The organism is Propioniciclava sp. (genome assembly GCF_036744435.1).
In the GTDB taxonomy this organism is placed as follows: domain Bacteria; phylum Actinomycetota; class Actinomycetes; order Propionibacteriales; family Propionibacteriaceae; genus Propioniciclava.
Genome location: NZ_DAIOIA010000037.1, coordinates 1 through 25646 on the forward strand (window position 1 = coordinate 1; position 25646 = coordinate 25646).

Genomic DNA, 25646 nt, shown 5'->3' on the forward strand with positions numbered 1-25646 from the left:
GCCTGTGCAGCCCGACGAGGCCTGAGCGGTGCGCGAGTATCTGCTGGTCCTGTTCGTCGCCGCGGGCATCACGTACGTGGTCGCGAGCCTCGCACGGCGGTTGGCGTTTCGCTACAACGCAGTCGCCCTGGTCCGGGTGCGAGACGTCCACACCAAACCCATTCCCTACTTCGGAGGGGTGGCGATGCTCGGGGGGCTGGCGGCCGCGCTCATCGTCGCCACGCATCTGCCCTGGCTCGGCCGATCCGAACTGGTTCAGCGCGATGCCTGGGTCATCTTCGCCGGAGCCTTGGTCATGTGCGTCGTCGGTGTCGTCGACGACCTGTTCGAGTTGGGGGCCGCCGCGAAACTGTCCGGCGAGGTACTGGCGGCGGGAATCGTGGTCCTCAACGGGGTGAAGTTCTACTGGATTCCGCTGCCCGATCGGATCATCGCGCTGGACAACATCGCCTCCATCGCGCTGGCCGTCTTCGTCATCCTGTTCTGCACCAACGCCGTGAATCTGATGGATGGCCTCGACGGGCTCGCCGCCGGGGTCGTCGCGATCGGCGCCGCGTCCTACTTCGTGTACGCCTACCTGCTCAGCTACGAGCAGGATCTGGTGCGGGCGACGACGAGTTCCCTGATCACCGTGGCCCTGGTGGGGGTCTGCCTGGGGTTCCTTCCCCACAATGTTCACAAGGCGCGCATGTTCATGGGCGACTCGGGTGCGCTCCTGCTCGGGTTCCTGCTGGCCACCTCGGTGATCAGTCTCACCGGGCAACTCGATCCGTCCCGCGTGAACGCCAGCGGCGGTTCACTGCTCTCGGCCTATCTGCCACTGCTGTTGCCGTTCGCCGTGATGGCGCTTCCGTTCATTGATCTGGTCAGCGCCTACGTTCGTCGGACCCTGGCCGGGAAACTGTGGTTCGAGGCAGACAAGCAGCACCTCCACCATCGGATGCTCCAGTTGGGGCACAGCCACGCGGCGGCGGTGGCCCTGCTGTGGCTGTGGGCCGCCGTGATCGCCTTCGGGATGGTGGGGCTGGGTATCGTCGACGCGGCCTGGCCCGCATATGCCGCAGGTGCGGGGGTGGTCGTGGCCGTGGTGCTGACCTTGTGGCCACGGCTGCGGCGGAGGGCTTCCCATGGCTGAGCGCGGCAAGCCCAGCGACAACGTGCTGCGGGCTCAGCGTCTGCTGGTGGCGGGCCTGGTCGGCGGCCACATCGCCGCATTCACCTCGGTGGGGCTGTTCTGGGCCCTGGCCGGAGCGGACGCGGGCATCACCGCCGCCATCGCCGCGGCGGCCACCATCGCGTTCTACGCGATCGCGCTGGGGGCTCAGGTCATCGTCGCTGACGCCGCGCCCAAGGTCGTGCTGTTCGCCTGGCTGGCCTCCTATCTGGCCCGGGTGACCGTGCTCGGCCTGGCGCTGGCTGTGACGCTCACCCAGGCGCAGCGGTTCACCTGGCTCGATCCGATTGCCCTGGTCGTGACGACCATCGCGGTGGTCCTGGGGTGGATCTGCTTCGAGTTGTACGCCTACTCCAGGCTGCGCATCCCCGTCTTCGATCCACCCCCGGCCTAGACCGGTCACGGCTCGATGTGACTCGGGGGTGACGGGTTGCTAGAGTTCCTGGCGCACCGGACCTCGCCTTTTGGGGCTGGCGGCGTTGATGGGATGACCGACCGCACAAGGAGGCGCAATGGGCGGTACCAACGGGTTGCTTCTTCTTCCGTTGGAGGGCGAATCGTGGCCACCGGGCGAGCACAGCTTCGACTCTCGGCCCCTGTTCCCCGGAGTTCTGCCCGATTGGGTCAACAACCATGCCGCGCAGGCCGTCATCGGCGCGCTGCTGGTGATGTTCTTCTGGTGGTGGATGTCTCGCAACCTGAAGACGGTCCCGACGCGTAAGCAGTTCTTCGGTGAGACCCTCTACGGCTTGGTGCGCAACAGCATCGCCCGGGACATCCTGGGCCACGATTTCCGGCGCTACCTTCCCTTCCTCCTCGCGCTGTTCTCCTTCATTCTGGTGAACAACCTCTTCGGGCAGTTCTTCGTCTTCATGTTCCCGACATTCTCCAAGATCGGGTATGCGTGGGGCTTGGCGCTGTGTGCGTGGCTGCTCTACAACGTGGCGGGCATCCGAAAGTGGGGGCTGCTCGGGTACCTCAAACAGGCGACGCTGCCTGCCGGGGTTCCCAAGTTCTTGTGGATCTTGATCATCCCGCTGGAGTTCTTGTCCAACATCATCGTTCGGCCGCTGACGCTCGGGCTGCGTCTGTTCGCGAACCTCTTCGCGGGGCACCTGGTCATCATGGTGTTCGTGGTGGGCGGCACGATGCTGCTGACCACCACCCAGCCCCTCCAGGGCTTCCCGATCCCCTTGCTGCAGACCGCTGGCGTGGTGTCGTTGCTGTTCAGCTTCGCCATCTTCGCCCTGGAGTTGTTGGTCGGCTCGATCCAGGCCTACATCTTCACCGTCTTGACCGCTCAGTACGTGGCTTCGGCCATCTCCGACGACCACTGATAAACCCGCTGACTTTCGCCTGAAAGACACCATCCGAAAGGAATCCCAATGCTCCCCTTCCTGGAGATCACCATCAACGGCTCGATCAACATGATCGGCTACGCGCTGGCGACGCTGGGCCCGGCTCTGGGCGTGGCCTGGATCTTCGCCTCGGTCATCAACGGCACGGCGCGTCAGCCTGAGGCCCGTGGCGCCATGATGGGCACCGCCTGGATCGGCTTCGCAGTGGTGGAGGCCCTGGCGATCATCGGCATCGCGCTGGCCTTCGTGCTGCAGTGACCTGGGGCCTATCCATGTTGCCCCTCGAAGGCCTCGGGCCGCTCTTGCCGGAGCATCCCGAGGAGTTGTTCATCGGGATCGTCCTCTTCGTCATCATCTGGTTCGTCGCGGCCAAGGTCGTCGTGCCCCGGTTCGAGGCGATGTATGCGGAGCGCACCGAGGAGATCCAGGGCGGAATCGAGAAGGCCGAGGCTGCCCAGGCCGAGGCCGACGCCGCCCGGGACGAGTACCGCGCCCAGCTGACGACCGCTCGTGATGAGGCATCGCGTATCCGCGAGGATGCCAAGGCGCAGGGCTCGGCGATCATCGCCGACATGCGCCAGCAGGCGACCGAGGAGAGCAGCCGGCTGCTGTCGAACGCCAAGGCGCAGATCGATGCCGAACGCGCAACCGCGGTAACCCAGTTGCGGACCGAAGTGGGTGGCCTGGCCACGACGCTGGCCGGCCGCATCATCGGTGAGTCGCTCGATGACGATGCCCGTGCGGCACGGACCGTCGACCGATTCATCGCCGACCTCGAGTCGCACCCGGCGGGCCAGGCATGAGCGCCGCCGCCGAAGCCCGCCTCACGGCCCTGGACGCGGTGGCGGACGCACAGCCCGCCTCGGCGGACCTGGCAGCCGACCTGTTCGCGGTCGCGGATGCGGTCGCGGGCCAGCCGGCCCTGCGACGCGCCCTGACCGACCCGTCCACCCCGGACGAGGCGCGGCAGGCGCTCGCGCAGGCGCTGCTGGCGCCTCGCGTGGGGGCTGCCGCGGTGGCCGTGGTGGGTGAGGCGGCACGGGTGCGCTGGAGCGGAGCGGGTGCCTTCGTCGACGCGCTGGAACGGCAGGGGGTCCGTGCGCTCCTGCGCGTGGCCGAGGCCGAGGGAGCGCTCGACCGGCTTGAGGACGAACTGTTCAAGGTCGAACGGCTCGTGGACGCGACTCCCGCGCTCCGCAGCGCCCTCGCCGACCGGCAGGCGCCCTTGGACGCACGGCAGCGGCTCATCGGTGGGCTGGTGGCTGGGAAGGTGCTGGTCTCGACCGAACAGCTGGCAGTGCGCGCCGTCGCCGCACGCAAGCGAACATTCGACCTGACGGTGGAGAGCTACTTGGCGGCGGCCGCTGAGCTGCGCTCCCGCGCGGTGGCGACCGTCACGGTCGCCCGGCCCCTCACACCCGAACAAGAACACCGACTGCTCGCGGCGTTGACCTCCCAGGTGGGGCGGGCGCTGACCCTGCGGGTCGTGGTGGACCCTCACGTGCTGGGCGGTGTCCGGGTCGCCGTCGGCGACGAGGTCATCGAAGGGACCGTCTCCGGACGCCTCCACGACGCCCGACGCAAGCTGGCCTGACGGTCAGCACCGAAGACATAGAACACTCATAGCAGGCAAGCGAAGGACGCATCCCATGGCGGAATTGACCATTCGTCCCGATGAGATTCGGGACGCCCTCGACCGGTTTGTCCAGGAGTACACCCCCGGAGCGTCCACCCGCGAAGAGGTGGGCGTGGTCGTCACCTCGGGTGACGGCATCGCCAAGGTGGAAGGGCTGCCGTCGGCGATGGCCAACGAGCTGCTGGAGTTCGCCAACGGCACACTCGGCATCGCACTGAACCTCGACGTTCGCGAGATCGGCGTCGTGGTGCTCGGGGAGTCTGAGGGCATCGAAGAGGGTTCGACCGTCCGTCGCACCGGCGAGGTCCTGTCCGTGCCGGTGGGCGAGGGCTATCTCGGCCGCACCGTCGACGCGATGGGCAACCCGATCGACGGGCTGGGCGAGATCGCCGACATCACCGGTCGGCGCGTCCTGGAACTGCAGGCGGCAGGCGTGATGGATCGCCAGGAGGTGCGCGAGCCCCTGCAGACCGGCATCAAGGCTGTCGACGCAATGATCCCGATCGGCCGCGGCCAGCGTCAGTTGATCATCGGTGACCGCAAGACCGGCAAGACCGCGATCGCCATCGACACGATCATCAACCAGAAGGCCAACTGGGAATCCGGCGACCCGACCAAGCAGGTGCGCTGCATCTATGTCGCGATCGGCCAGAAAGGCTCGACGATCGCGGCCCTGCGCAAGACGCTGGAGGACGCCGGTGCGCTGGATTACACGACCATCGTGCACGCCCCCGCCTCCGATCCGGCCGGCTTCAAGTACATCGCCCCCTACTCGGGCTCGGCGATCGGCCAGCACTGGATGTATGAGGGCAAGCACGTCCTGATCATCTTCGACGACCTGACCAAGCAGGCCGAGGCCTACCGGGCCATGTCGCTGCTGCTGCGTCGCCCCCCGGGCCGCGAGGCCTACCCCGGCGACGTGTTCTACCTCCACTCGCGCCTGCTGGAGCGCTGCGCCAAGCTCTCCGATGAACTCGGCGCCGGCTCCATGACCGGTCTGCCGATCATCGAGACGAAGGCCAACGACGTCTCGGCCTACATCCCCACCAACGTGATCTCCATCACCGATGGCCAGATCTTCCTGCAGTCCGACCTGTTCAACGCCAACCAGCGTCCGGCCATCGACGTCGGTATCTCGGTGTCCCGTGTCGGCGGCGCCGCCCAGATCAAGGCGATGAAGGGTGTCGCGGGCACGCTGAAGATCAGCCTGGCGCAGTACCGCGACATGCAGGCGTTTGCCATGTTCGCCTCGGATCTGGATGCGGCGTCGCGTCGTCAGCTCGACCGCGGTGCGCGGCTCACCGAACTGCTGCGGCAGGGCCAATACCAGCCCTACCCGGTTGAGGAGCAGGTTGTCAGCGTGTGGGCGGGCACCAACGGGCACTTCGACGACATTCCTGTCGAGGACGTGCTGCGGTTCGAGTCGGAGCTGCTGGAGCACCTGCGGCTCAACACCCCGATCCTGACGACGATCGCCGCGACGCAGAAGTTCGACGACGACACCGCGGCCGCGGTGATCGCGGAGATCGCCACGGTCAAGGAGCAGTTCGCCACCGGACAGGGTCATCTGGTCGAGGGCGAAGCTCCGGCCAAGGCCCTGGGCGATGAGGACGTTGACTCCGAGCAGATCGTCGTCAAGAAGGGCTGAGGCACGCTATGGCGTCGAGTCTGAGGGAGCTTCGACAGCGGCGAAAGTCGGTGTCGGCGACCATGAAGATCACCAAGGCGATGGAACTCATCGCTGCGTCCAAGGTGATCCGTGCGCGGCAAACCGCTCAGCGGGCGCTGCCCTATACCCGCGAGCTCAATCGTGCGGTGTCCGCGCTGGCGACGCACGCCAGCGTGGAGCATCCGCTCACCACGCCCGTCAAGCAGGTCCGTCGGGCTGCGCTGCTCATCATCACCTCTGATCGAGGCATGAACGGCGCGTACAGCTCCAACGCCATCAAGACGGCGGCACGGATGCGGATCCGGCTGGAGCAGCAGGGCGTCGAGGTGAAGCGCTACGCGGTGGGTCGCAAGATCATCAACTACTGCAACTTCCGGCAGTTGCCCGTCGAGCGTTCCTGGGAGGGCTTCAGCGACGCCCCCACCTACGCCGAGGCCCACGAGATCGCCGACGCCTTGATCGCCGACTTCCTGACCCCTTACGAGGAAGGGGGAGTAGACGAAATCCACGCCGTGTACACACGCATGGAGTCGATGCTGACGCAGGTGCCGCGCGCCCGGAGGCTGCTGCCGCTCGAGGTCGTCGCCGAGACGACCGCCGCGGGGGCACACGAGGTGATCCCGCAGTACGAGTTCGAGCCGGACCCCGAGACCGTGCTGGATGAGCTCATGCCGCTGTACGTCCGCAGCCGGGTGTGGTTCTACCTGCTGCAGTCGGCGGCGTCCCAGTTGGCAAGCCAGCAGCGTGCGATGAAGTCCGCCACCGACAACGCCAATCAGCTCATCGAATCCCTGACGCGCGAGGCGAACCAGGCGCGCCAGGCCGAAATCACCCAGGAAATCACCGAGATCGTCGGTGGCGCCAGCGCGCTCGCCGAAGCAAGCGCCGACTGAGGCAAGGAAGCGAGAAGCAACATGACCGTGACTGCTGAGAACCCGACCCAGGCCCAGGCCACTCCCGGCGTGGGACGTGTCGCGCGCGTCATCGGCCCGGTGGTGGACGTGGAGTTCCCCGCCGACCAGATGCCCGACATCCTCAATGCGCTCAAGATCCAGATCGACGCCGGCGAACTGAGCCGAGAGATCACCGCCGAGGTCGCCCTGCACGTGGGCGACAACATGGTGCGGGCCATCTCGCTCAAGCCCACCGACGGCATGCGCCGCGGCACCGAGGTCGTCGACACCGGGGCGCCCATCTCCGTTCCCGTGGGCGTGGTGACCAAGGGACGGGTGTGGAACGTCACCGGCGACGTGCTGAACGAGGACCCCGCGGGCGTCGTCGTTGAGGAGCGCTGGCCGATCCACCGCCAGGCGCCCAAGTTCGACCAACTCGAGCCGAAGACGGAGATGCTCGAGACGGGCATCAAGGTGCTGGACCTGCTGACCCCGTACGTAAAGGGCGGCAAGATCGGCCTGTTCGGCGGCGCAGGCGTCGGCAAGACGGTTCTGATCCAGGAGATGATCTTCCGTATCGCGCACAACTTCGGCGGCACCTCGGTGTTCGCTGGCGTGGGGGAGCGTACGCGTGAGGGCAACGACTTGATCCACGAGATGATCGAGGCGGGCGTCATGAAGGACACCGCCTTGGTCTTCGGCCAGATGGACGAGCCGCCGGGCACCCGGCTTCGCGTGGCGCTGACGGCACTCACGATGGCGGAGTACTTCCGTGACGTCGACAAGCAGGACGTGCTGTTGTTCATCGACAACATCTTCCGCTTCACCCAGGCAGGCTCGGAGGTGTCCACGTTGCTGGGCCGGATGCCGTCGGCGGTGGGCTACCAGCCCAACCTGGCCGACGAGATGGGTCAGCTGCAGGAACGGATCACCTCGACGCGCGGCCACTCGATCACCTCGATGCAGGCGATCTATGTTCCCGCCGACGACTACACCGATCCAGCTCCGGCTACCACGTTCGCCCACCTCGACGCCACCACGGAACTCAGCCGCGACATCGCCTCCCGTGGTCTGTACCCGGCCGTGGACCCGCTGTCCTCCAGTTCCCGCATCCTGGATCCGCAGTACGTCGGCCGAGAGCACTACGACGTGGCCACGCGGGTCAAGCAGATCCTGCAGCGGAACAAGGAACTCCAGGACATCATCGCCATCCTCGGCGTCGACGAACTGTCCGAGGAGGACAAGATCATCGTCGCGCGGGCCCGCCGCATCCAGCAGTTCCTCAGCCAGAACACCTACATGGCCACGAAGTTCACTCAGATCGAAGGGTCGACCGTTCCGCTGGCCGACACGATCGCCTCGTTCAAGATGATCTGCGATGGTGAGGTCGATCACATCGCCGAGCAGGCCTTCTTCAACGTCGGCGGGATGGACATGGTCATGGAGAACTGGGACCGCATCCAGAAGGAAGGCTGAGCATGGCGTTCGACTCCAGCCCCCTCCACGTGGAGGTGGTCAGCGCGGACGGGCTGATCTGGCAGGGCGACGCCTTGTCGGTCATCGCCCGCACGTTGGAGGGCGACATCGGCATCATGGCCAACCACGAGCCGTTGCTGGCCATCCTCGTTCCCTCCGCCGCTGAGGTGTTGTCCGTCGACGGCAAGCGTGAGGTGGTCGCGGTTGACGGCGGCTTCCTGTCCGTGGCCGAGAACCGGGTCTCACTGCTGAGTTCGTACGCCCGGCTCGCACACGAGATATCCCTGCCGGAGGCCGAACGGGAACTCGCCGCGGCACAGAAGGCGCTCGAGGACGGCGACGCCAGCACGGAGACGATGCAGCACGTCCACCGCGCCAGCGCCCAGGTGCGCGCCGCGAAGCGGGCCGCGGAAAAGCACTGACGGACGAGGGAGAGCATGCCGGACTGGGGGAGCCTGTCGGCCGGAGTGGCCGCCCTCGTACTGGTCTGCGTGCTCGCCCCGATCGCCTGGCTGCTGTTTCGGCGCGCATGGTTGTCGATGGGCCACGGCCGCGTGTTCGCCTGTTCCCTGCAACGCACCCCGACCTCCGTCTGGAAGGTCGGGGTCGCTCGCTTTCACGGGGACGCCTTCCAGTGGTACCGCGTGCTGAGCCTCTCGCTGCGTCCCAAGGTCACGCTGCTGCGTCAGGACACGCTGGTCCTGCACGTTCACCCGGCACGCGGCGGTGAGGGGTCGGGGGTGTTTCCCGGCCACGTGATGGTCGAGTTGGGCGGACGAAGTGCGGGCGTGTCCTTGGCCATGGCCCGCCCCGACCTCACGGCCTTCACGAGTTGGGTCGAGGCCAGCCCTCCGGGCATGTCGGACGGGCGCCTGGTCGGTTAGCAGCGGTGTGTCCGGCGGCGCGTACCACTGCCTCCTCACAGCAGGGCGTGGATCCGCCCCGCCTACTCGGTCTCCGCTTGCGCCGCCTCGATGCGGGCCCGGTGCTTGCGCGCTCGCTCGCCTGCGGGCTCACGATCCTTGCCCGGCACCCACATCACGTCGTGACCGGAGTTCGCGACGCGTGCGAGGATGAACAACAGATCCGAGAGTCGATTCAGGTACGTGATCGCGAGCGGGTTGAGCCCACCCGACGCCTGCTGTTCGCCGTCCTCAAGGCCGTACTCCAGCGCCGCCGCCCAGGCGGAGCGCTCCGCCCGCCGGACCACCGTCCGGGCGAGGTGCAAATAGGCGGAGCTAGAGGTGCCGCCGGGAAGGATGAAGCTGGCCAGGCTGGCAAGATCGTCGGAGTATTCATCGCACCAGGCCTCCAGCCGGTCGATGCTGGGCTGGGTGATGCGCAGTGGTTCCCACGTGGGCTCGGGGACCACGGGGTTCGACAGATCTGCGCCCACATCGAACAGTTCGTTCTGAATCGTGCGCAGTGTCTCCATAAGGGGCTGGGGGAGCGCCTCCAGGGTGGTCACGATGCCGAGAACACTGTTGGCCTCATCCACGTCCCCATAGGCCTGCACCCGGGGATCGGTCTTGCTGGTCAGGGAGAGATCCGACAGCCGGGTCTGACCGGCGTCCCCGGTGCGGGTGTAGATGCGCGTCAAGTTGACCATGTCACCACCCTAATGTGAACCTGACGTGGTGAAACTCCGCGCGACGATTCCGCTGCTTCTCGGCTGCCTGCTGGCTGCCTCGACGACCGCCTGCGCGATCCGGCCGGCGACCAGCACGGCGTCACCCGGGACGGTGACGTGCGATTATCGGCCCAGCGGTACACCGGCCAAGCCGGTGGATGCTCCGGACTGGCAGAACGTTCCGGCGACGGGGACCACGCCCGTCACCTTCGACCTGGGCGACGTCACGCTGCAGGGCGAACTCGACCGCGGGGCGGCACCCTGCACGGTGAACTCCTTCGAGAGCCTCGCCACCCAGGGGTTCTACGCAGGCACCTCCTGCCACCGACTGTCCACCTCGGGCATCTTCATCCTGCAGTGCGGGGACCCCACCGGGACGGGGCGAGGCGGTCCGGGGTACACCTTCAACGACGAGGTGGCCTCGGACGCCACCTATCCCGCCGGCACGATCGCGATGGCGAACTCTGGGCGCGATACCAACGGCTCGCAGTTCTTCTTCGTATACGCCGACAGCCCGCTGCCGGCGAGTTACACCGTCTTTGGGCACCTGGATCAAGCCGCCATCGAGGCGCTGGGGGATCGCGCCTACCAGGGCCAGGACGCCAGCAATGCCGACGGGACGGGCCGCCCGCTGGTTCCGACCGAACTGGTGTCGGTCACCCTAGGCTGAACTGGTTGAGCTCCCGAGTTGAGGTCGGAGGGTGTCGAGGAAGGTCTGCAGGGTGGCGGCGACGGCGTCGGGCTGGTCGGCGTGAAGCCAATGACCGGCGCCCTTGATCGTCACCAGGCGGGTGCGGGGGAACAATGCCCGCATCGCCGGGGCGTGATCGTCGGTCACATAGCCGGACTCGCCGCCTCGCAGCCATAGCACCGGCCCCAGGTAGGGGCCCCGCAGTCCCGCAGGCCAGCCGCTGATCTGAGGCAGAGAGGCCGCCAGGAGATCCAGGTTGGGGAGCCAGCGCCAGCCGTCCGGCTTGGCCCGGTGCAGATTCTGCAGCAGAAAGGCCCGTACCCCTGCGTCGGGAACAGCGGCCGCGAGGAGCGCGTCGGCGTCCTCACGGGTCCGGACCTGGTCGAGGGGGAGGTTCCGCAGGCCGTTGACCAGACGGCCGAAACCGTAGCCGTGGGACGAATCGTCAGGGGCGATGTCGGCGACCACGAGGGCCCGCACCAAGGCGGGGTGACGCAGGGCGAGCGCCATGGCGGTCTTGCCCCCCATCGAGTGCCCGAACACGGTGATCGGCACGCCGGGCGGCAGCAGATCGCGCACGGTGTCGGCGACGTCATCGGCCCAGTCGGCATAGTCGAAACCGGACGTCCAGGCGCTACGTCCGTGGTTGGGGAGGTCGATCAGCACGCCCGGGTCGGACGCCGAGACCGCCTTGGCGAGCGTGGCGAGGTTCTTGCCCTGACCCAGAAGACCGTGGAGGTAGGCGACCCGCGGGACGCCTGAGCCGATCCTCATCGTGTGGAGCGACACGTCAGCCTCGCCTCGCCCAGCAGGCGGTGTGCCAGTGGCGACGATGGTCGACGCCACTGGCACTGCCGATGGGGGTGAGCACAGGCCAGGTCACCAGATGGGAGGAGCCGACCGGGACGATGCGTTGGCAGCCCGGGCACAGGTACTCCTTCTCGGAGCGGCCGCTGGGGACGGACTGCACGTTCCAGGAGCCATCACGCTTGGCTTCGGTCCGAGCAAAGCTGGTCGACAGGGGCCGCGCGGGGCGCAGATGCTTGGAGGGTCGCTTGGCCACGTCGGCCAGTTTATAGGGGGTAAGGTGGCGCGGTGCGTCTGATGATTGCCCGCTGCCAAGTTGACTACGCCGGACGACTGTCGGCTCATCTCCCCATGGCGACCCGCCTGATCCTGCTCAAGGCCGATGGGTCGATCTCGATCCACGCCGACGACCGGGCGTACAAGCCCCTCAACTGGATGAACCCGCCGTGCACGCTCGTCATGCGTGACGCCGACCCGTCCGATCCCCACGAACGCGAACTCAAGCAGGTGTGGGAGGTCGAGAACAAGGACGGAGACAAGCTGATGATCTCCGTGGCCGAGGTGGTGCACGACTCCAGCCACGAACTCGGGGTCGACCCTGGGCTCGTCAAGGACGGGGTGGAGGCGCACCTGCAGGCCCTGCTGGCCGAGAACCCGGACACCTTCGGGGCGGGCTGGCAGTTGGTCCGCCGTGAATACATGACCGCGATCGGTCCCGTCGACATCTTGTTCCGCGACGCGGACGGTGCCCATGTGGCCGTCGAGGTGAAGCGGCGCGGAGAGATCGACGGTGTCGAACAGCTCACCCGCTACTTGGACCTGCTCAACGCCGATCCGCGGCTGCGTCCCGTTCAAGGGGTCTTCGCGGCCCAGCAGATCAAGCCGCAGGCCAAGGTCCTGGCCTCCGCGCGCGGCATCCGGTGCGTCACCGTGGACTACGACGCGTTGCGCGGCATCGACCACGCCGAGGACCGGCTGTTTTGACCCGGCTCAGGCGCGATCCAGGGCGGGGATGAGTACCTCGCGGTAGATCAGCAGCGCGGAGGCCATCGTCGGGATGGCGATCAGCGCTCCGGGGATCCCGAACAGGATGCCGCCGGACAGGGCTGCGATCACGATGAGCGGACCGGGGACGTTGACCGATCGCTGGAAGATGCGGGGCTGGATCAAGTAGGCGTCCACCTGTTGGTAGACGACGAAGAAGATGATCGTGATGATGCCCGTGGTGGTGCTCGTGGAGAACGCGACCACCGCCACGATCAGCATCGCGATCGTGGGCCCCACCAGCGGGATGAAGGCAAACCCCGCCACGACTACGGCGAGGGCAAGCGAATAGGCGCCCAGGCCGACCAGGTTGAGGAAGATGAAGGCCGAACCCGCCGCGAGCGACACCACCAGGAAGAGGCCGGACATGTAGCCCCCGACGCGCCGGAACACCTCTCCGGCGAGGTACCGCACGCGTGGACGCCGGGAGGCGGGGGCGAGTTGGTAGATCGTGTTCTTGATGCCGGGGAGGAAGGCCAGAAACCACAGGGTCAGCACGAGTGTGACGAACGCGCTGAACAAGACGTTCGCGATCGCCATCCCAGCGCCGAGGATGCCGCCGAACATCCCTTCCACCCAGGTGCCTGAGACCAGTGCTTGACTGGCTCGGTTGATCAGATCGAACTGTGCGTCCAGGTCGGCGACGGTGGAGTTCTCCCGCAATCCCTGCAGGTAGGCGGGGAAGCTCAGCACCAGCGAGTTGACCTGTTCGGTCAGGAGCGGCAGCACAGCCCATGCGCCGAGCACCAAGACGACGACCAGGGTGAGGGCCACGATGGCCACCGCCAGGCCCCGGGGGGCTCCGCGGCGAGTGAACCACTCCACCACGGGGTTGAGCCCCAGCGCCAGGAAGAGCGACAGCACCCCCATGAGGAGGACGCTTTGCAGCGCCGACAGCGCGGTCAGCATTCCGAAGGCCAGCAGCCCCCCCAGGGTGACCAGGAAGCCGATCTGGAACGGGTTGCGGTATTGCAGGCTGGTCGGGGGGATCGCCTGGTCCAGTGCCGGGTCCGGCTGAGGGTCGGGAGGGGTGACCTGCGAGCCTCGCCGCAGCCGGCGCCACCACCGCCGCGGCACGTCCGCCGGTGCGCTCCTGGGCGCTTCGGGGGCGGACGCGGCGCTGCGCGGCGGTGTCGGGCGCGGCGAGGTCACACCGGCGTCATCGGTGGTCGACATGGGATCACGTCCGCCGTCCTCGGAGGCGGGGGTCACGAGCCCTGGTGCCCCTCGGAGTCGTCCGAGGGGGCCTCCACGGCGCCCTCGACGTCGGTGACCTCACTCTGTGACTCGCTGGACGGCTCGGCTGCGATGCCCTCGCCGAGCACGATGGGCTCCAAGGATGCTTCCGGCGCCGCCTCGGCGAGCAGTTCCGGGATCGGGCCGGTCGCCTCGTCGTCGGGGAACTCCTCGGCCGTCTCGATCGCCAGGCTGGACAGCTGGGCCAGCTGCGACAGCAGCGCCTGCTTGCGCTGGCGCAGGTGTCGCTGCTCTCGCTTGAGGCGCTCGTTGCGGGCGGCCATCTCGTTGTCGGCGCTGGCCAGCCGGGTCTCGGCGTCGACCTTGGCGCGGGCGACGATCCCGGCAGCCTCGGAAATGGCTGCGGCCTTGGTCTCCTGAGCCTCCGCATAGGCGGCCTGCTGCCGACCGCGAAGATCCTCCGATGCCTGGCGCAGCGCGTCCTGCAGTTCCTCAGAGGCGCGCGCGGCGTCCCCGGAGGTCACGCGGAGGCGCTCGGTCAGCGCTGCCTGCTCGTCTTGCAGCCCCGCGAGGACGCTTTCGCGCTCCTGCGCGGCCGCGGCCCGTGCCTCAGCCGCCTCCCGGTGCGCCTGGGACAGCAGTTGGTCGATCTCGCGGCGGGCGTCCGCCACGAGGGCGGCCGCCTGGTTGGACGCGTCGGCCAGGACGGCCTCGCGGTGCCGGTCGGCCGCGTCACGCAGGCCCTGCGCCTCGACGCGTGCGGCCTGCAATTCGTCGGTCGTCTGCCGGTCGAGGTCCTCACGCAACACGCGCAGCGAGGCGATGCCCTCCTGACGGGCCTCCTCGGCGGTCGCCGAGGCCTCGTCGCGGGTGCGATCGGCCTCCGCCTTGGCCTGCTCCACCAGAGCGGCGGAGCGGGAACGAGCACGCTCCATGAGATCCGAGGCCTGGGCCTCGGCGACCTTCAAGAGGTTGGCGGTGTGCGCCCCCAGCTTGCTGAAGTCGGTGTCATCGACGCGGAGGTTGGACGCCGTCAGTTCGCGCTGGACTTCGCGCAACTGGTGCCGCGCCAGCGTGAGCTGGCGCTCCACGTCGCGGATGTAGTCGTCGACGGCCTTCTTGTCGTAGCCGAGCATCGCATTGGGGAAGCCGCGCACCGCGCTGGCGTTGTCATCGAACAAATCCAGGCCGTGCGGTTCTTGCTGCTGGGTCACGGTCCATCCTCTCGGCTGAAGTGCGTGTCGGGCTGGGGCCGATGCTACTGCCGGTCCCGGAGCCCAGGCGTGCAACAGGCCCGCCCGCACTCAAGGCTAGTGCGGAACGGGCCTGTGCCGGGAGGTTCGTCAGTGAGCGGCGTTCTTGTTGGGTTCGACCAGCTCGAGCAGGACGCCACCGGTGTCCTTGGGGTGACAGAAGTTGATGCGGCTGTCGTTGGTGCCGCGACGCGCCTCGGGGAACAGCAGCCGGACGCCGCGATCACGCAGGGTTGCGCTGACCTTGTCGAGGTCGGTGACGCGGTAGGCGAGCTGCTGCATGCCGGGGCCGTTGCGATCGAGGAACTTGGCGATGGTGGAGTTCTCGTTCAGCGGCGCCAGCAGCTGGATCTGGGCGTTCTGGGAGAGCTGATCGCCAGTGCCGATCATGGCCTCTTCCACGCCCTGCTCCTCGTTGCTCTCGCGGTGCAGCAGGCGCCAGCCGAGGACGTTCGTGTGGAACTCGATGGCCTCGTCGAGGTTGGGGACGGCGAGACCGACGTGATCGATGCAGACGAAAAGGTCGGTGTTTTCCATAGCTCAAGCGTGGCACACGTGCGGCCGTTTCGGGGGCGTCGCGACCGTTTGGTCAGGCCAACTCCAGGTCGGCTCGAAGCCGCGTTGAGGGCGTCGCGCAGGCGGGGTAACGAGGCGGCGTCCCCCGCGAAGGGGACGGTGTCGGCGTGCCGCGGGTTCGGTGCGCGTGCGGGTGCGGCACACTGGAGGCCGACCCGCACCGCTGGAACCAGACCTTCCCCCTGGAGGACCCATGGGCAAATGGATCAAGACGATCCTGCTCGCGCTCATTGCCATGTTCGCGATCTTCTATCTGTACACGCGTCCCGAGGCCGCCGCCGAGTTCGTCCGCTTCCTGCTCGGAATCTTCGATTCCATCGGACGGTTCTTCGACTCCCTGGCGCGCTGACGTGGTGTCGCTGTCACGCTTCCTGCGCCCGGAAGCGTCGCGGCGGCTCCTGGTGGACGAGGGTGAGTTCATCGTCGACGAGGTGAGCAAACACTGGGTGTGTTACGCCGTGCCCACGCTCATGGTCGTCGCGGCGATCGGCTTCGCTCTCGTGATGCCTTTGCTGGGTCCTGGTTGGTGGCTGGCATTGCTGGCGGCGCTCGCGGCCGCGAGCGTCGGGTTCTACCGGATTCATGCCGAGTTCATGGACCGGTTCCTCATCACCAACATGCGGGTCTTCCGTGTGCATGGCATCGTCGATCAGCACATGGCGACGATGCCGATCGCACGGATCCTGGACATCTCCGTCCGCCAGACCCTGCCGGGCCAACTGCTCGGCTATGGCCACTTCGTCTTCGAGTCGGCCGCCCAGGACCAGGGCCTGAAGCAGATCAACTTCGTCCCCCGGATCGAGGAGCGAGATCTCACCATCCAGCGGGTCATTCAGCGCGCCGGCCTGCGTGCCCGCATGGAGGCGCCCGCCGACTGGGACGGCATCTAGGTCGGACCACCCGGGTGGGTCAGCCGGGCCACACCCACGCGGCCGGACGACGTGCCGGGTCGAAGCGGCGGCTCAGGTCAGCCAGGGTGACCGGTTCCCCGGGTTCGTTGAGGCCCAGCGAGTGCCCGATCAGGCTGACCACGTCCGCCGCCGAGGTGCCACGCCGGGCGAGTTGTGCCAACGTCACGGCGCCGTCGCGTTTGGCCAGCCGTCGGCCAGCGGCGTTCACCACGAGACCCACATGCGCGTACTCGGGCTCGACGCCACCCAGTCGTCGCGCCAGCCACGCCTGACGCGGGGAACTGCTGAGGAGATCGTCACCGCGGACCACCTGCGTCACCCCTTGGGCGAGATCGTCGACCACGACGGCCAGGTTGTAGGAGTAGGCGCCGTCGTTGCGACGCACCACGAAATCGTCCACGACTCCCGCGACGGCGCCCGCCCACCGGTCGTGGACGGTGATCGAGGCTGCGCCGGCGTCCACGCGCAGGGCCGGTGGACGCTCGCGGCGCCGGTCGGCACGCTGTACGGCGGTGAGGCCACGGCAGGTGCCGGGATAGGGCCGGTACCCGTCGGCGTGCGGCGCCGAGGCCGACTCCGCGATCTCTCGCCGCGTACAGAAGCACTCGTACGTCGGCAGGTGGTCCACGGCAGCGCGGTAGCGGTCCAGGCGCGCCGACTGATGCACCACGGGGCCGTCCCAGCTCAGCCCGAGCAGCGCCAGGTCGTGCAGTTGGCGCGTCGCGACGTCGCCCGCCGCACCCACCCGTCCGACATCGAGGTCCTCGATGCGCACCAGGAAGCCGACACCGGCGGCACGAGCCAGGAGCGCAGCCACGACGGCGGTGCGGAGGTTGCCGAGGTGAAGGTCCGACGTCGGACTCGGCGCGAACCGCCCCGTCACCGCCCCACCTCCGTGATGTCGAACGTCCCTCGGTCGGGAATCTAGCCCACCGGCGCCGCGGTGGCCGCCTCGCGCGGGTCATGTGGCGCGTCCTGCGCCCTGACAGCCTGCGCTTGAGTAGCCTGTGGGCGTGTCAGCGCGCAAGTCCGAGAGGATCATGAACCTCACCATCTGCCTGCTGATGGCGCGTCGTTTCGTGGAGCGTGAACAGATCCGCGAACTTGTCGCTGGCTACCAGGGGCTGTCGGATGCCGCCTTCGAGCGCACCTTCGAGCGTGACAAGGATGAACTGCGCGCCCTCGGCGTCCCGGTGGAGACCGGGTCCAACTCGTCGCTGTTCCCCGACGAAGTCGGGTACCGGATTCGGCGGCGGGACTTCGAACTGCCCGAGATCGACTTCTCGCCGGCCGAGTTGGCTGCTCTCGGCGTCGCCTCGACGGTGTGGGACGACGCCCGGCTCCACGGCGACGCCACCACCGCGCTGGCGAAGCTGAGGGCGGCCGGGCTCGACCCCGACGGGGAACGGGTCGCCGGCTTCGCCCCCTCGGTGGCTGCACGGGAGCCCGCCTTCGAGACGCTGTGGCAGGCCACGCTGGCAGGCATGCCGGTGTCGTTCCGATACAAGGGAGTGCCGCGTGTCGTCGAACCCTGGCGGCTGCTGTCGAGGCACGGGGCGTGGTATCTGATCGGCTACGACCGCACACGTGCGGCCGGCCGTTCCTTCAAGGTGTCCCGCATCGAGCAGACCCCCCAGCGCGCTCCCGGGCAGGTCCGGAGCCCGGCCCCCGGGGAGGTCGATCGCCATGTCGCCTCCCTGGCCGCGCGCCGCGACAAGGAGGCGGTCCTAGCCATCCGGGAGGGGGCTGCACACGAACTGGTCCGGTTCGCCGAACCGGCCGAGGCGGACACCCCCGAGGGCTACCTCGCGTGGCGCACGAAGACGAGTTCGGACGCCGGCGAGATCGCGTCCTACGGGTCGGATGTGATCGTGCTGGCGCCCCCCGCCCTCGCCGACGCCGTGCGGGCCCATCTGGAGGCGGTGGCGGCGTGGCGATGACCTCGGCGAGTCAGGTCCCGCGGCTGCTGGCGTTGGTGCCGTACCTGCAAGCGCACCCGGACGCCGACCTCGAGCAGACGGCGGCGGTGTTCCACGTCCCGGCCCGACAGTTGGTGGCGGACCTGAACGTGTTGTGGTTTTGCGGACTGCCAGGCGGGATGCCAGGAGACCTCATCGAGGTCGATATGGATGCGCTGGCCGAGGGCCGGATCCGGCTGGAGAACGCCGAGTTCCTTTCCCGGCCGTTGCGGTTGAGCGTCGAGGAGGCCATGAGCCTCATCGTCGCCTTGGGTGCCCTGGAAGACATGGCCGATGCCGATCTGGCGCCCGCGGTCGCGTCGGCCCGCGCCAAGCTCGAGGCTGTCTTCGGCGCGGGCGACCGGGTCGGGGTGACCGTCCAAGCGGGGGAGGAGGGCGTCCGCGAGGCTCTCGCTGACGCGCTGACCCGCGGCGTGGCCGTCCGGTTGACCTATCACGGGGCGGCTCGCGGCTCCACGACCCGGCCGGTGGTGGATCCGGCCGGGCTGGCCACGCGCGACGGTTATGGCTACCTCACGGCGTGGTCACGCGAGCGGGGTGGCTGGCGTACCTACCGGCTCGACCGGGTGTCCGAGGTCGTTGCCACGGGTGAGCCGGCGGGGGAGCACGGCACCCCGCCGCCCCTGGCCAGCGGCTGGCTGGACGGCCGCCCGGATGCCGCCGAAGTGGCGGTCGACGTCACGCCCCCAGGACGCTGGATCGTGGAGTATCACCCGACGTTGGCCGTGGAGGAACGACCCGACGGAGTGACGCGAGTGCGGTTCCTGGTAGCCGATCCAGCATGGTTGCGACGGCTGCTCCTGCGGTTGGGGCCGGCGGTGGTGGGAGTCGACCCGCCGGAGGCCGCCCGGTCGGCGATCCAGGCGGCGCGCGACGCGTTGTCGGGTGAGGGCTGAGGTGTCACCCCGGTGGGATAGGGTGCTCCGGTGATGTGGCTGTGGATCGTCGTCGCAACGACGGTGCTCGCGGGTGGCGCAGCGTACGTTCTGACCCGTTCCCTCCGCCGTCGACTGGCGGTCCTGCAGGCGGAGATTTCCGAGTTGACAAGCCATGCCGCCGCATTCCCTGCCGAGGTGGGACGCCTGGATGCGCGTCGCCTCGCGGCGCTCCGTCACCCTGGTGGAGACACCACCAACGCCTAGACTGTGCACGTCACCTATCAAGGAGAAGCTATGCCGTTCAACATGCAGGGCTGGGAATGGGTCATCCTGATCGTTCTCGCGCTCCTGATCTTCGGTGGCTCCCGCCTCGCCGGCGCCGGCAAGAACGCCGGCCGGGCGCTGCGCGAGTTCAAGGATGAGACACGCCAGATCAAGGTCGACGAGGAGAAGGCCAAGCGCGAGGCGTCCGACCGCGACGCGCTGCCTCAGACGCCGCCGGCCGCCGGCACCACCGCCGAGGTCGTGGACGCCGAGGTCGTCGAGCCCATCCAGGCCGAGAAGCGCGACCAGGCCTGAGAGCTCCATGGCCCGCCTGAACCTGGGCTGGCTGAAGCCCCCGAAGGCGTCGCCCGACGGGGTGATGTCGCTGGCCGATCACCTGCGCGAACTGCGCTACCGGATCATCGTCTCCGCTCTGGTGATCGTCGTGGGGCTGATCGTGTGCTGGATCTTCTACCTGCCGCTGTACAGCTTCCTGCTCGACCCCTATGAGCAGGCCCGCGCCGCCATCAACGCGAGCCACCCCAATCTGAGGATCGAGGCTGCGCTGTCGGGCGTGGTGGCGCCCCTGATGCTGCAACTGATGGTCAGCGCTGTCGGGGGGCTGGTGCTGACCAGCCCGGTCTGGCTTTATCAGGTGTGGGCCTACCTGGCGCCAGCGCTGCTGGCGAAGGAGAAGAAGTACGCCTTGCTGTTCCTGGGCGCTGCGGTGCCGCTGTTCTTGGCAGGCGTCGTCCTCGGCTACGTCATCTTGCCGCAGGCCGTCATCGTCATGCTGGGCTTCATGCCGGACACGGTGTCGGCGTTGAACCTCATCTACATCGACGACTTCCTCAAGCTCATGATGCAGCTGATGCTCGTGTTCGGGCTGGGGTTCCTGCTTCCCGTGGTCTTGGTGACCCTGAATCTGATGGGGGTGCTGTCGGCCAAGGCGCTGGCGAGCGCCCGTCCCTACGCACTGTTCGGCTGCGCGGTGTTCGGCGCGGCCGCCACCCCCGGCGGTGACCCGTTCTCCATGCTGGCCCTCGCGCTTCCGATGATGGCGCTGTACATCATCGCCGAGTTCATCTGCCGGGCCAATGACAAGCGCCGCGCCAAGCGGCTCGGATCGGATCTGGTTTCTGCATGAGGACTCTGACCCTGGTGGTCAATCCCGAGGCCGGGCATGGCAGCGGACGTCTGCTCACGCCGCGCTTGGAGGCCGGCCTGACCCAGGCGGGCATCCAACCCCGCATCGTCTTGGCGCGGTCGGCGGAGCACGCCGCCCAGGCCTGCTCCGAGGCAGTGGCCTCCGCCACCGGAGGCCTCGCCGTGGTGGGTGGCGACGGCATGGCCCACATCGGGCTCAACGCGGCGGCGCGCTCCGGCGTCCCGTTCGGCATTCTGCCCGCCGGGACCGGCAACGACTTCGCCCGCAGCCTGGGGATCCGGCACTGGCGCGACGGGCTGGCGGCCATCGTGCGCGACAGCACGTGCGCGGTGGACCTGGCCGAGATCACCGGAGCCCTCTATGCCGGCACCCGGCGGTATGTCGGCTGTGTGGTCTCCACCGGCTTCGACGAGCGGGTGAACTTTCGAGCGAACAATGCGGGCCTCGACCTGGGGGCCCTGTCCTATCTGGGGGCGGTGCTCGCGGAACTGCGCGCGTTCCGCCCGTTGAGGTATCGGCTCGTCATCGACGGGCAGGAGCGAGAGCTCGACGCGATGCTGGTCGCCGTCGCGAACGCGGGCTATTTCGGTGGCGGCATCCGGATCGCGCCCGGATTCGATCTGACCGACGGTCTGCTCGACGTCACCATCGTCCACCCTGTCTCCCGGGGGCGGCTGCTGACGCTGTTCCCGAGGCTACGCGGACGCAATTTCGTCAAGCACCCCGCCCTGGAGTACCTGCGCGCCACGTCCGTCGTGGTGGATGGGCCCGGGCTGCACGGCATGGCGGACGGGGAACCCCTGGGACGCCCCCCGTTGACCTGCACCGCGGCTCCCGGAGCCCTGCTCGCCTACGCGGATCCGACGTTCGGCGCCGGAGGCGGCGCGTGAGCCCGACACCGCAGCAGGTCACCCCGCCACAGGTCCCCGAACCCGGCCCCGCGTATGCGGAGTTCGCTGCGGGCTTCGCCTTCGCCCTGGACCCCTACCAGCGGGACGGGTGCGCCGTGGTGGAAGCGGGTGCGGGCGTCCTGATCGCCGCGCCGACCGGGGCGGGCAAGACGGTGGTGGGCGAGTTCGCCGTGTTCTTGGCCTTGAGGCAGGGGCGACGCTGCTTCTACACCACGCCGATCAAGGCGCTGAGCAACCAGAAGTACCACGATCTCGTGGAGCGGTTCGGGGCTCAACGGGTCGGGCTGCTGACCGGTGACACGTCCCTCAACGCGGACGCCGACGTCGTGGTCATGACCACCGAGGTGCTCCGGAACATGATCTATGCCAACTCGTCGGCGTTGCGCAATCTCGGTTACGTCGTGATGGATGAGGTCCATTACCTGGCCGACCGCTTCCGCGGAGCGGTGTGGGAAGAGGTCATCATCGGGCTCGCCCCGTCCGTCCAGTTGGTGTCGCTGTCCGCGACCGTGTCCAACGCGGAGGAGTTCGGGGACTGGCTGGCCGAGGTTCGCGGGGATGTGCGCGTGGTGCTGAGCGAACGTCGGCCGGTGCCGCTGTTCCAGCACGTCATGGCCGGACGGCGACTGTATGACCTGTTCAGCGAGGAGGCGCCCACCGCGTCCGTCCTGCCCGTCGCGGGCGAGGTCAATCCGGAACTGCTCCAGTTGGCCAAGCGCGATAGTCGGCTCGTCCGAGACGACAGCCGTCACCGGCGGGGCCGCAGAACGCGGGAGCGGATCGAACGCAACGCGCAGCAACGTGGCGACCGGGGTCCCAATCTGGTGCCGCGACGGGATGGCGCGGTGGAGAAGCTGGAATCCGAAGGTCTCCTGCCGGCCATCTACTTCATCTTCAGCCGGGCGGGCTGCGATCAGGCCGTGGGGCAACTGCTGCATTCGGGGCTACGGCTCACCTCCCCGGCCGAACGCGAGCGGCTCGACAGTATCGCCGACTCCGTCGCTGCGGGCCTCAGCCCCGATGACCTGGCCGCCTTGGGCTTTGCGACGTTTCGAGAGGGGCTGCGGCGCGGTATCGCCGCCCATCACGCGGGGATGCTGCCGGCGTTCAAGGAGGCCGTCGAACAGGGGTTCGTCGAAGGTTTGGTCAAGGTGGTGTTCGCCACCGAGACGCTGGCCCTGGGGATCAACATGCCGGCGCGCAGTGTCGTGCTGGAGAAGCTCATCAAGTACAACGGCGAGGCTCACGTCGACATCACCCCCGGTGAGTACACCCAGCTCACGGGGCGGGCTGGCCGACGCGGCATCGACGTCGAGGGGCACGCGGTCGTGCTGTGGCAGCGCGACATCGACCCGCGTCAGGTGGCAGGTCTGGCGTCACGGCGGACCTATCCGCTGCGTTCCTCGTTCAGCCCGACCTACAACATGACCGTCAACCTGGTCGGCAGGGTGGGGCGGGAGAGGGCGCGGGGCCTGCTCGAGCAGTCCTTTGCCCAGTATCAGACCGACCGCTCCGTCGTCGGTGTGGCACGGGCGGTGGCCCGCAACACCGACAAGATCGCCGCGCTGTGGCGTGATGCCGCCTGTGAGGAGGGGGACCTCGAAGAGTACGCGCGCCTGCGGGCAGAGATCAGCCGCCTGGAGGGGGAAGCTGCCCGCAATCGCCGGACGGATCGGCGTGCCGAGTCCATCTCCGCGCTGCTGGAGTTGGCGCCCGGCGACATCATCGGGGTGCCGGCCGGCCGTCATGAGGGATGGGCGGTCGTCGTCGACCCGGGCGTCCGCAAGGACCGGGGCAACCCGAGCCCGACGGTGATGACGCAGGAACGCCAACTGAAGAAGTTGAGCGTCCACGACTTTCCCTCACCACCCGTGGTGGTGGGGCGGATGCGTGTCCCGAAGCACTTCGATCCGCGTCAGGCCAAGGATCGGCGCCACCTTTCCGCTGCCTTCCAGTCCAAGCTGGCCGGGCTGGACACTCGGGAGTCTCGTTATGCGCCCGCGGCGATGGATGCCGAGGCGAGCGCCAGGATCGCCGAACTGCGGTCAGCGGTGCAGGACCACCCCGCACATTCCTGCCCGGACCGGGAGACCCATGCGCGTGCCGCCGAGAAGGCACTTCGCCTCGAACGCGACACCGCCGACCTGCGCCGCCAGGTCGAGCGTCGTTCCAACACCATCGCGGTCCGGTTCGACAAGATCTGCGCTGTGTTGACGGGCCTGGGCTATCTCACCCCGGACGCCGAACGGGTCACCCAGGCTGGGGCCATGCTGGCGCGGATCTACTCGGAGTTGGACCTGGTGGCGTCGGAGAGCATCCGCGCGGGCGTCTTCGACGAACTCAACTCCGCGGAGCTGGCCGCTGTCGCCAGCAGCCTCACCTACGAGTCGCGAGGTGCAGATGCCAAACGGCCTTCCCGGATGCCGAATCGGTCGATCGAGATCGCCCAGTCCTCCGTGCGCCACATCTGGCGGGATCTGTCCTTGATGGAACGCGATCACAAGCTGGACGCCTCCCGAGAACCCGACATCGGCTTCGCGGAGGCGACGTACGCGTGGGCGTCCGGTCGGGATCTGGCCGAGGTCCTGGCCGAGAACGATCTGACGGCCGGGGATTTCGTCCGGTCGATGCGGATGGTGATCGACCTTCTCGGGCAGTTGGCCGATGCCGCCGGGGCCGGGGTGGTGCGTACGCGGGCCCGCGAGGCGATCGACCTGCTGCGCCGCGGCGTCGTCGGGGTCGCCTACGACGAGGACGACTGAGCTTGCAGGGATGGTGCGGCTCCCGGCTCCAAGACGTCCGCGGGCGACGCCGCGTACCCGGTTAGGCTGGGGAGCATGAGCGTTGCCATCCGCGTGATCCCCTGCCTCGATGTGGACGGCGGTCGGGTGGTGAAGGGTGTCAATTTCACCAACCTGCGCGATGCCGGGGATCCGGTCGCGTTGGCCCGGGCCTATGGGGAGCAGGGAGCCGACGAGGTGACCTTCCTCGACATCTCCGCTTCAGCGGACGGCCGCGCCACCACCTACGAGATGGTGACCCGTACCGCAGAGACCGTGTTCATTCCCCTGACCGTGGGGGGCGGGGTGCGCGGCACCGAGGACGTCGACCGACTGCTGCGCTGCGGGGCCGACAAGATCGGGATCAACACCGGCGCCATCGCGCGACCGCAGGCCATCGCCGACATCGCCGACCGGTTCGGCAACCAGGTCCTCGTCCTCAGCCTGGACGCGCGTCGGGAGCAGGGACAGCCGTCCGGCTACGGAGTCACCACGCACGGGGGACGCCGCGCGGCGGGCCTGGACGCCCTCGAGTGGGTGCGCACGGCGGTCGACTTGGGGGCGGGTGAGATCCTGCTGAACTCGATGGACGCCGACGGCACGACGGCCGGGTTCGACCTGGAGATGATCGAGGCGGTGCGTGCCGTGGTGGACGTGCCGCTCATCGCCTCGGGCGGAGCGGGGGAGGTCGCCCATTTCGTCGACGCCGCGCGCGCGGGTGCGGACGCCGTGCTGGCAGCGTCCGTCTTCCATTACGGAACCCTCAGCATCGCTGAGGTAAAGGCGGGTCTCGCCGAGGCCGGCTTCGAGGTTCGCACCGAAGGGGCGCTGGCATGACCGATCCGACCTGCATCTTCTGCCGCATCGTGGCTGGGGAGATTCCGAGCAGGCAGGTGTACGCCGACGACGCGGCGGTCGCCTTTCTCGATCTCGAGCCGCTGAAGACGGGGCACACGCTGGTGGTGCCCCGCGAGCATGTCAGCGACGCACTGGCCGGGCCTCAGGTGCTCGCCGCGATCGCGCCCGCGATCGCGGCCACCGGACGTCTCCTGCAAGAGAAGCTGCAGGCCACGGGGATGAACATCGTCTCGAACGTGGGAGCCGATGCCGGGCAGTCGGTGTTCCACCTGCACGTCCATCTCGTGCCGCGCTATGCCGAGGACCCTGGGATGGCGGCTCTGCTCGTGCGGGCGGCCGAAACCGATCTGGATGCGGTCGCCGCGCGGATCAGCGGCTGAGTTCTCGGCCGGTCATCCCGGGGTGGTCTCGCGTCGTGCTTCCACGATGCGAGACATTGGACGTCCGGGGTTCGGATGCCCGGTCGAGCGGCGCTATGCTCGGCCTCGTGCAT

At 68.2% G+C, this 25646-nt stretch carries 30 protein-coding genes; 23 read left to right on the plus strand and 7 right to left on the minus strand.

Annotation, left to right across the window (positions count from 1 at the left end):
- The first annotated feature begins 28 nt into the window (after positions 1-28).
- From V7E09_RS06660 to V7E09_RS06710, 11 genes are all read left to right on the plus strand, one after another.
- A complete protein-coding gene (locus V7E09_RS06660) occupies positions 29-1135 on the plus strand; it encodes a glycosyltransferase family 4 protein (RefSeq protein ID WP_324510206.1) in 1107 nt (368 codons plus the stop codon).
- Positions 1128-1568 (plus strand): hypothetical protein, encoded by a 441-nt coding sequence (locus tag V7E09_RS06665; protein WP_324510205.1) that lies wholly within the window; start codon positions 1128-1130, stop codon positions 1566-1568. Before V7E09_RS06660 ends, V7E09_RS06665 begins: the two co-directional genes overlap by 8 nt.
- A gap of 118 nt (positions 1569-1686) precedes the next feature.
- On the plus strand, positions 1687-2511 hold the full coding sequence (gene atpB, locus V7E09_RS06670) for a F0F1 ATP synthase subunit A (protein WP_324510204.1): 825 nt from the start codon (positions 1687-1689) through the stop codon (positions 2509-2511).
- A gap of 48 nt (positions 2512-2559) precedes the next feature.
- Complete coding sequence (locus tag V7E09_RS06675) at positions 2560-2790, plus strand: ATP synthase F0 subunit C (RefSeq protein ID WP_166234393.1); 231 nt, start codon at positions 2560-2562, stop codon at positions 2788-2790.
- A gap of 14 nt (positions 2791-2804) precedes the next feature.
- Positions 2805-3335, plus strand: coding sequence for a F0F1 ATP synthase subunit B (locus V7E09_RS06680; protein ID WP_324510203.1), 531 nt, complete (start codon positions 2805-2807; stop codon positions 3333-3335).
- On the plus strand, positions 3332-4126 hold the full coding sequence (locus V7E09_RS06685; RefSeq protein WP_324510202.1) for a F0F1 ATP synthase subunit delta: 795 nt from the start codon (positions 3332-3334) through the stop codon (positions 4124-4126). Before V7E09_RS06680 ends, V7E09_RS06685 begins: the two co-directional genes overlap by 4 nt.
- A gap of 55 nt (positions 4127-4181) precedes the next feature.
- The gene (atpA, locus tag V7E09_RS06690; RefSeq protein WP_324510201.1) at positions 4182-5816 is read left to right on the plus strand and encodes a F0F1 ATP synthase subunit alpha; all 1635 of its coding nucleotides are present in this window, start codon (positions 4182-4184) and stop codon (positions 5814-5816) included.
- Between the two features lie 8 nt (positions 5817-5824).
- A complete protein-coding gene (locus V7E09_RS06695) occupies positions 5825-6730 on the plus strand; it encodes a F0F1 ATP synthase subunit gamma (RefSeq protein ID WP_324523182.1) in 906 nt (301 codons plus the stop codon).
- A gap of 21 nt (positions 6731-6751) precedes the next feature.
- Entirely contained in the window at positions 6752-8206 is a 1455-nt protein-coding gene (gene atpD / locus V7E09_RS06700; protein WP_324510199.1) for a F0F1 ATP synthase subunit beta, read from the plus strand.
- Positions 8207-8208: 2 nt separating this feature from the next.
- Complete coding sequence (locus V7E09_RS06705; RefSeq protein WP_324510198.1) at positions 8209-8628, plus strand: F0F1 ATP synthase subunit epsilon; 420 nt, start codon at positions 8209-8211, stop codon at positions 8626-8628.
- A gap of 15 nt (positions 8629-8643) precedes the next feature.
- Positions 8644-9090: a DUF2550 domain-containing protein gene (locus V7E09_RS06710; RefSeq protein ID WP_324510197.1), complete on the plus strand. Its 447-nt coding sequence runs from the start codon at positions 8644-8646 to the stop codon at positions 9088-9090.
- Between the two features lie 62 nt (positions 9091-9152).
- Here the strand turns inward: V7E09_RS06710 and V7E09_RS06715 are convergent, their stop codons facing one another.
- A complete protein-coding gene (locus V7E09_RS06715) occupies positions 9153-9815 on the minus strand; it encodes a cob(I)yrinic acid a,c-diamide adenosyltransferase (RefSeq protein ID WP_324510196.1) in 663 nt (220 codons plus the stop codon).
- A gap of 28 nt (positions 9816-9843) precedes the next feature.
- Between V7E09_RS06715 and V7E09_RS06720 the strand changes: the two genes are divergently transcribed.
- Entirely contained in the window at positions 9844-10506 is a 663-nt protein-coding gene (locus V7E09_RS06720) for a peptidylprolyl isomerase (protein WP_324510195.1), read from the plus strand.
- Here V7E09_RS06720 and V7E09_RS06725 read toward each other — a convergent pair.
- Positions 10498-11316, minus strand: a complete 819-nt coding sequence (locus V7E09_RS06725) for an alpha/beta fold hydrolase (protein ID WP_324523183.1) — start codon at positions 11314-11316, stop codon at positions 10498-10500. The genes V7E09_RS06720 and V7E09_RS06725 overlap by 9 nt on opposite strands.
- Before the next feature lies 1 nt (position 11317).
- Positions 11318-11590, minus strand: a complete 273-nt coding sequence (locus tag V7E09_RS06730) for a hypothetical protein (RefSeq protein ID WP_324510193.1) — start codon at positions 11588-11590, stop codon at positions 11318-11320.
- Positions 11591-11622: 32 nt separating this feature from the next.
- Between V7E09_RS06730 and nucS the strand changes: the two genes are divergently transcribed.
- Positions 11623-12318 carry an endonuclease NucS gene (nucS, locus tag V7E09_RS06735; protein ID WP_324510192.1) on the plus strand — a complete coding sequence of 232 codons (696 nt, stop codon included), beginning with the start codon at positions 11623-11625 and terminating at the stop codon, positions 12316-12318.
- A gap of 6 nt (positions 12319-12324) precedes the next feature.
- On the opposite strand, the gene V7E09_RS06740 is transcribed toward nucS, so the two are convergent.
- The 3 genes from V7E09_RS06740 to mce form a co-directional block, all read right to left on the minus strand.
- Positions 12325-13554, minus strand: coding sequence for an AI-2E family transporter (locus V7E09_RS06740; protein WP_324510191.1), 1230 nt, complete (start codon positions 13552-13554; stop codon positions 12325-12327).
- Between the two features lie 32 nt (positions 13555-13586).
- On the minus strand, positions 13587-14789 hold the full coding sequence (locus tag V7E09_RS06745) for a DivIVA domain-containing protein (RefSeq protein WP_324510190.1): 1203 nt from the start codon (positions 14787-14789) through the stop codon (positions 13587-13589).
- Between the two features lie 129 nt (positions 14790-14918).
- On the minus strand, positions 14919-15365 hold the full coding sequence (mce, locus tag V7E09_RS06750) for a methylmalonyl-CoA epimerase (protein ID WP_324510189.1): 447 nt from the start codon (positions 15363-15365) through the stop codon (positions 14919-14921).
- A gap of 232 nt (positions 15366-15597) precedes the next feature.
- On the opposite strand from mce, the gene V7E09_RS06755 reads away from it, so the two are divergent.
- Positions 15598-15753: a hypothetical protein gene (locus tag V7E09_RS06755; protein WP_164987369.1), complete on the plus strand. Its 156-nt coding sequence runs from the start codon at positions 15598-15600 to the stop codon at positions 15751-15753.
- A 4-nt stretch (positions 15754-15757) separates the two neighbouring features.
- The gene (locus V7E09_RS06760) at positions 15758-16294 is read left to right on the plus strand and encodes a PH domain-containing protein (RefSeq protein WP_324510188.1); all 537 of its coding nucleotides are present in this window, start codon (positions 15758-15760) and stop codon (positions 16292-16294) included.
- A gap of 19 nt (positions 16295-16313) precedes the next feature.
- Here the strand turns inward: V7E09_RS06760 and gluQRS are convergent, their stop codons facing one another.
- Positions 16314-17198, minus strand: a complete 885-nt coding sequence (gluQRS, locus tag V7E09_RS06765) for a tRNA glutamyl-Q(34) synthetase GluQRS (RefSeq protein WP_324523184.1) — start codon at positions 17196-17198, stop codon at positions 16314-16316.
- 130 nt (positions 17199-17328) lie between these two features.
- On the opposite strand from gluQRS, the gene V7E09_RS06770 reads away from it, so the two are divergent.
- The 8 genes from V7E09_RS06770 (at position 17329) to V7E09_RS06805 (ending at position 25533) form a co-directional block, all read left to right on the plus strand.
- Positions 17329-18255, plus strand: coding sequence for a helix-turn-helix transcriptional regulator (locus V7E09_RS06770; RefSeq protein ID WP_324510186.1), 927 nt, complete (start codon positions 17329-17331; stop codon positions 18253-18255).
- Positions 18252-19190 carry a helix-turn-helix transcriptional regulator gene (locus V7E09_RS06775; RefSeq protein ID WP_324510185.1) on the plus strand — a complete coding sequence of 313 codons (939 nt, stop codon included), beginning with the start codon at positions 18252-18254 and terminating at the stop codon, positions 19188-19190. The genes V7E09_RS06770 and V7E09_RS06775 overlap by 4 nt, the downstream gene beginning before the upstream one ends.
- 276 nt (positions 19191-19466) lie before the next feature.
- A complete protein-coding gene (locus V7E09_RS06780; RefSeq protein WP_324510184.1) occupies positions 19467-19751 on the plus strand; it encodes a twin-arginine translocase TatA/TatE family subunit in 285 nt (94 codons plus the stop codon).
- A 7-nt stretch (positions 19752-19758) separates the two neighbouring features.
- Positions 19759-20583: a twin-arginine translocase subunit TatC gene (gene tatC / locus V7E09_RS06785; protein WP_324510183.1), complete on the plus strand. Its 825-nt coding sequence runs from the start codon at positions 19759-19761 to the stop codon at positions 20581-20583.
- Positions 20580-21494 (plus strand): diacylglycerol/lipid kinase family protein, encoded by a 915-nt coding sequence (locus V7E09_RS06790; protein ID WP_324510182.1) that lies wholly within the window; start codon positions 20580-20582, stop codon positions 21492-21494. The genes tatC and V7E09_RS06790 overlap by 4 nt, the downstream gene beginning before the upstream one ends.
- Positions 21491-24277, plus strand: a complete 2787-nt coding sequence (locus V7E09_RS06795) for a DEAD/DEAH box helicase (RefSeq protein WP_324523185.1) — start codon at positions 21491-21493, stop codon at positions 24275-24277. Before V7E09_RS06790 ends, V7E09_RS06795 begins: the two co-directional genes overlap by 4 nt.
- 75 nt (positions 24278-24352) lie before the next feature.
- Entirely contained in the window at positions 24353-25132 is a 780-nt protein-coding gene (gene hisF / locus V7E09_RS06800; RefSeq protein WP_324510180.1) for an imidazole glycerol phosphate synthase subunit HisF, read from the plus strand.
- Positions 25129-25533, plus strand: a complete 405-nt coding sequence (locus tag V7E09_RS06805; protein ID WP_324523186.1) for an HIT family protein — start codon at positions 25129-25131, stop codon at positions 25531-25533. The genes hisF and V7E09_RS06805 overlap by 4 nt, the downstream gene beginning before the upstream one ends.
- The last annotated feature ends 113 nt before the right edge of the window (positions 25534-25646 follow it).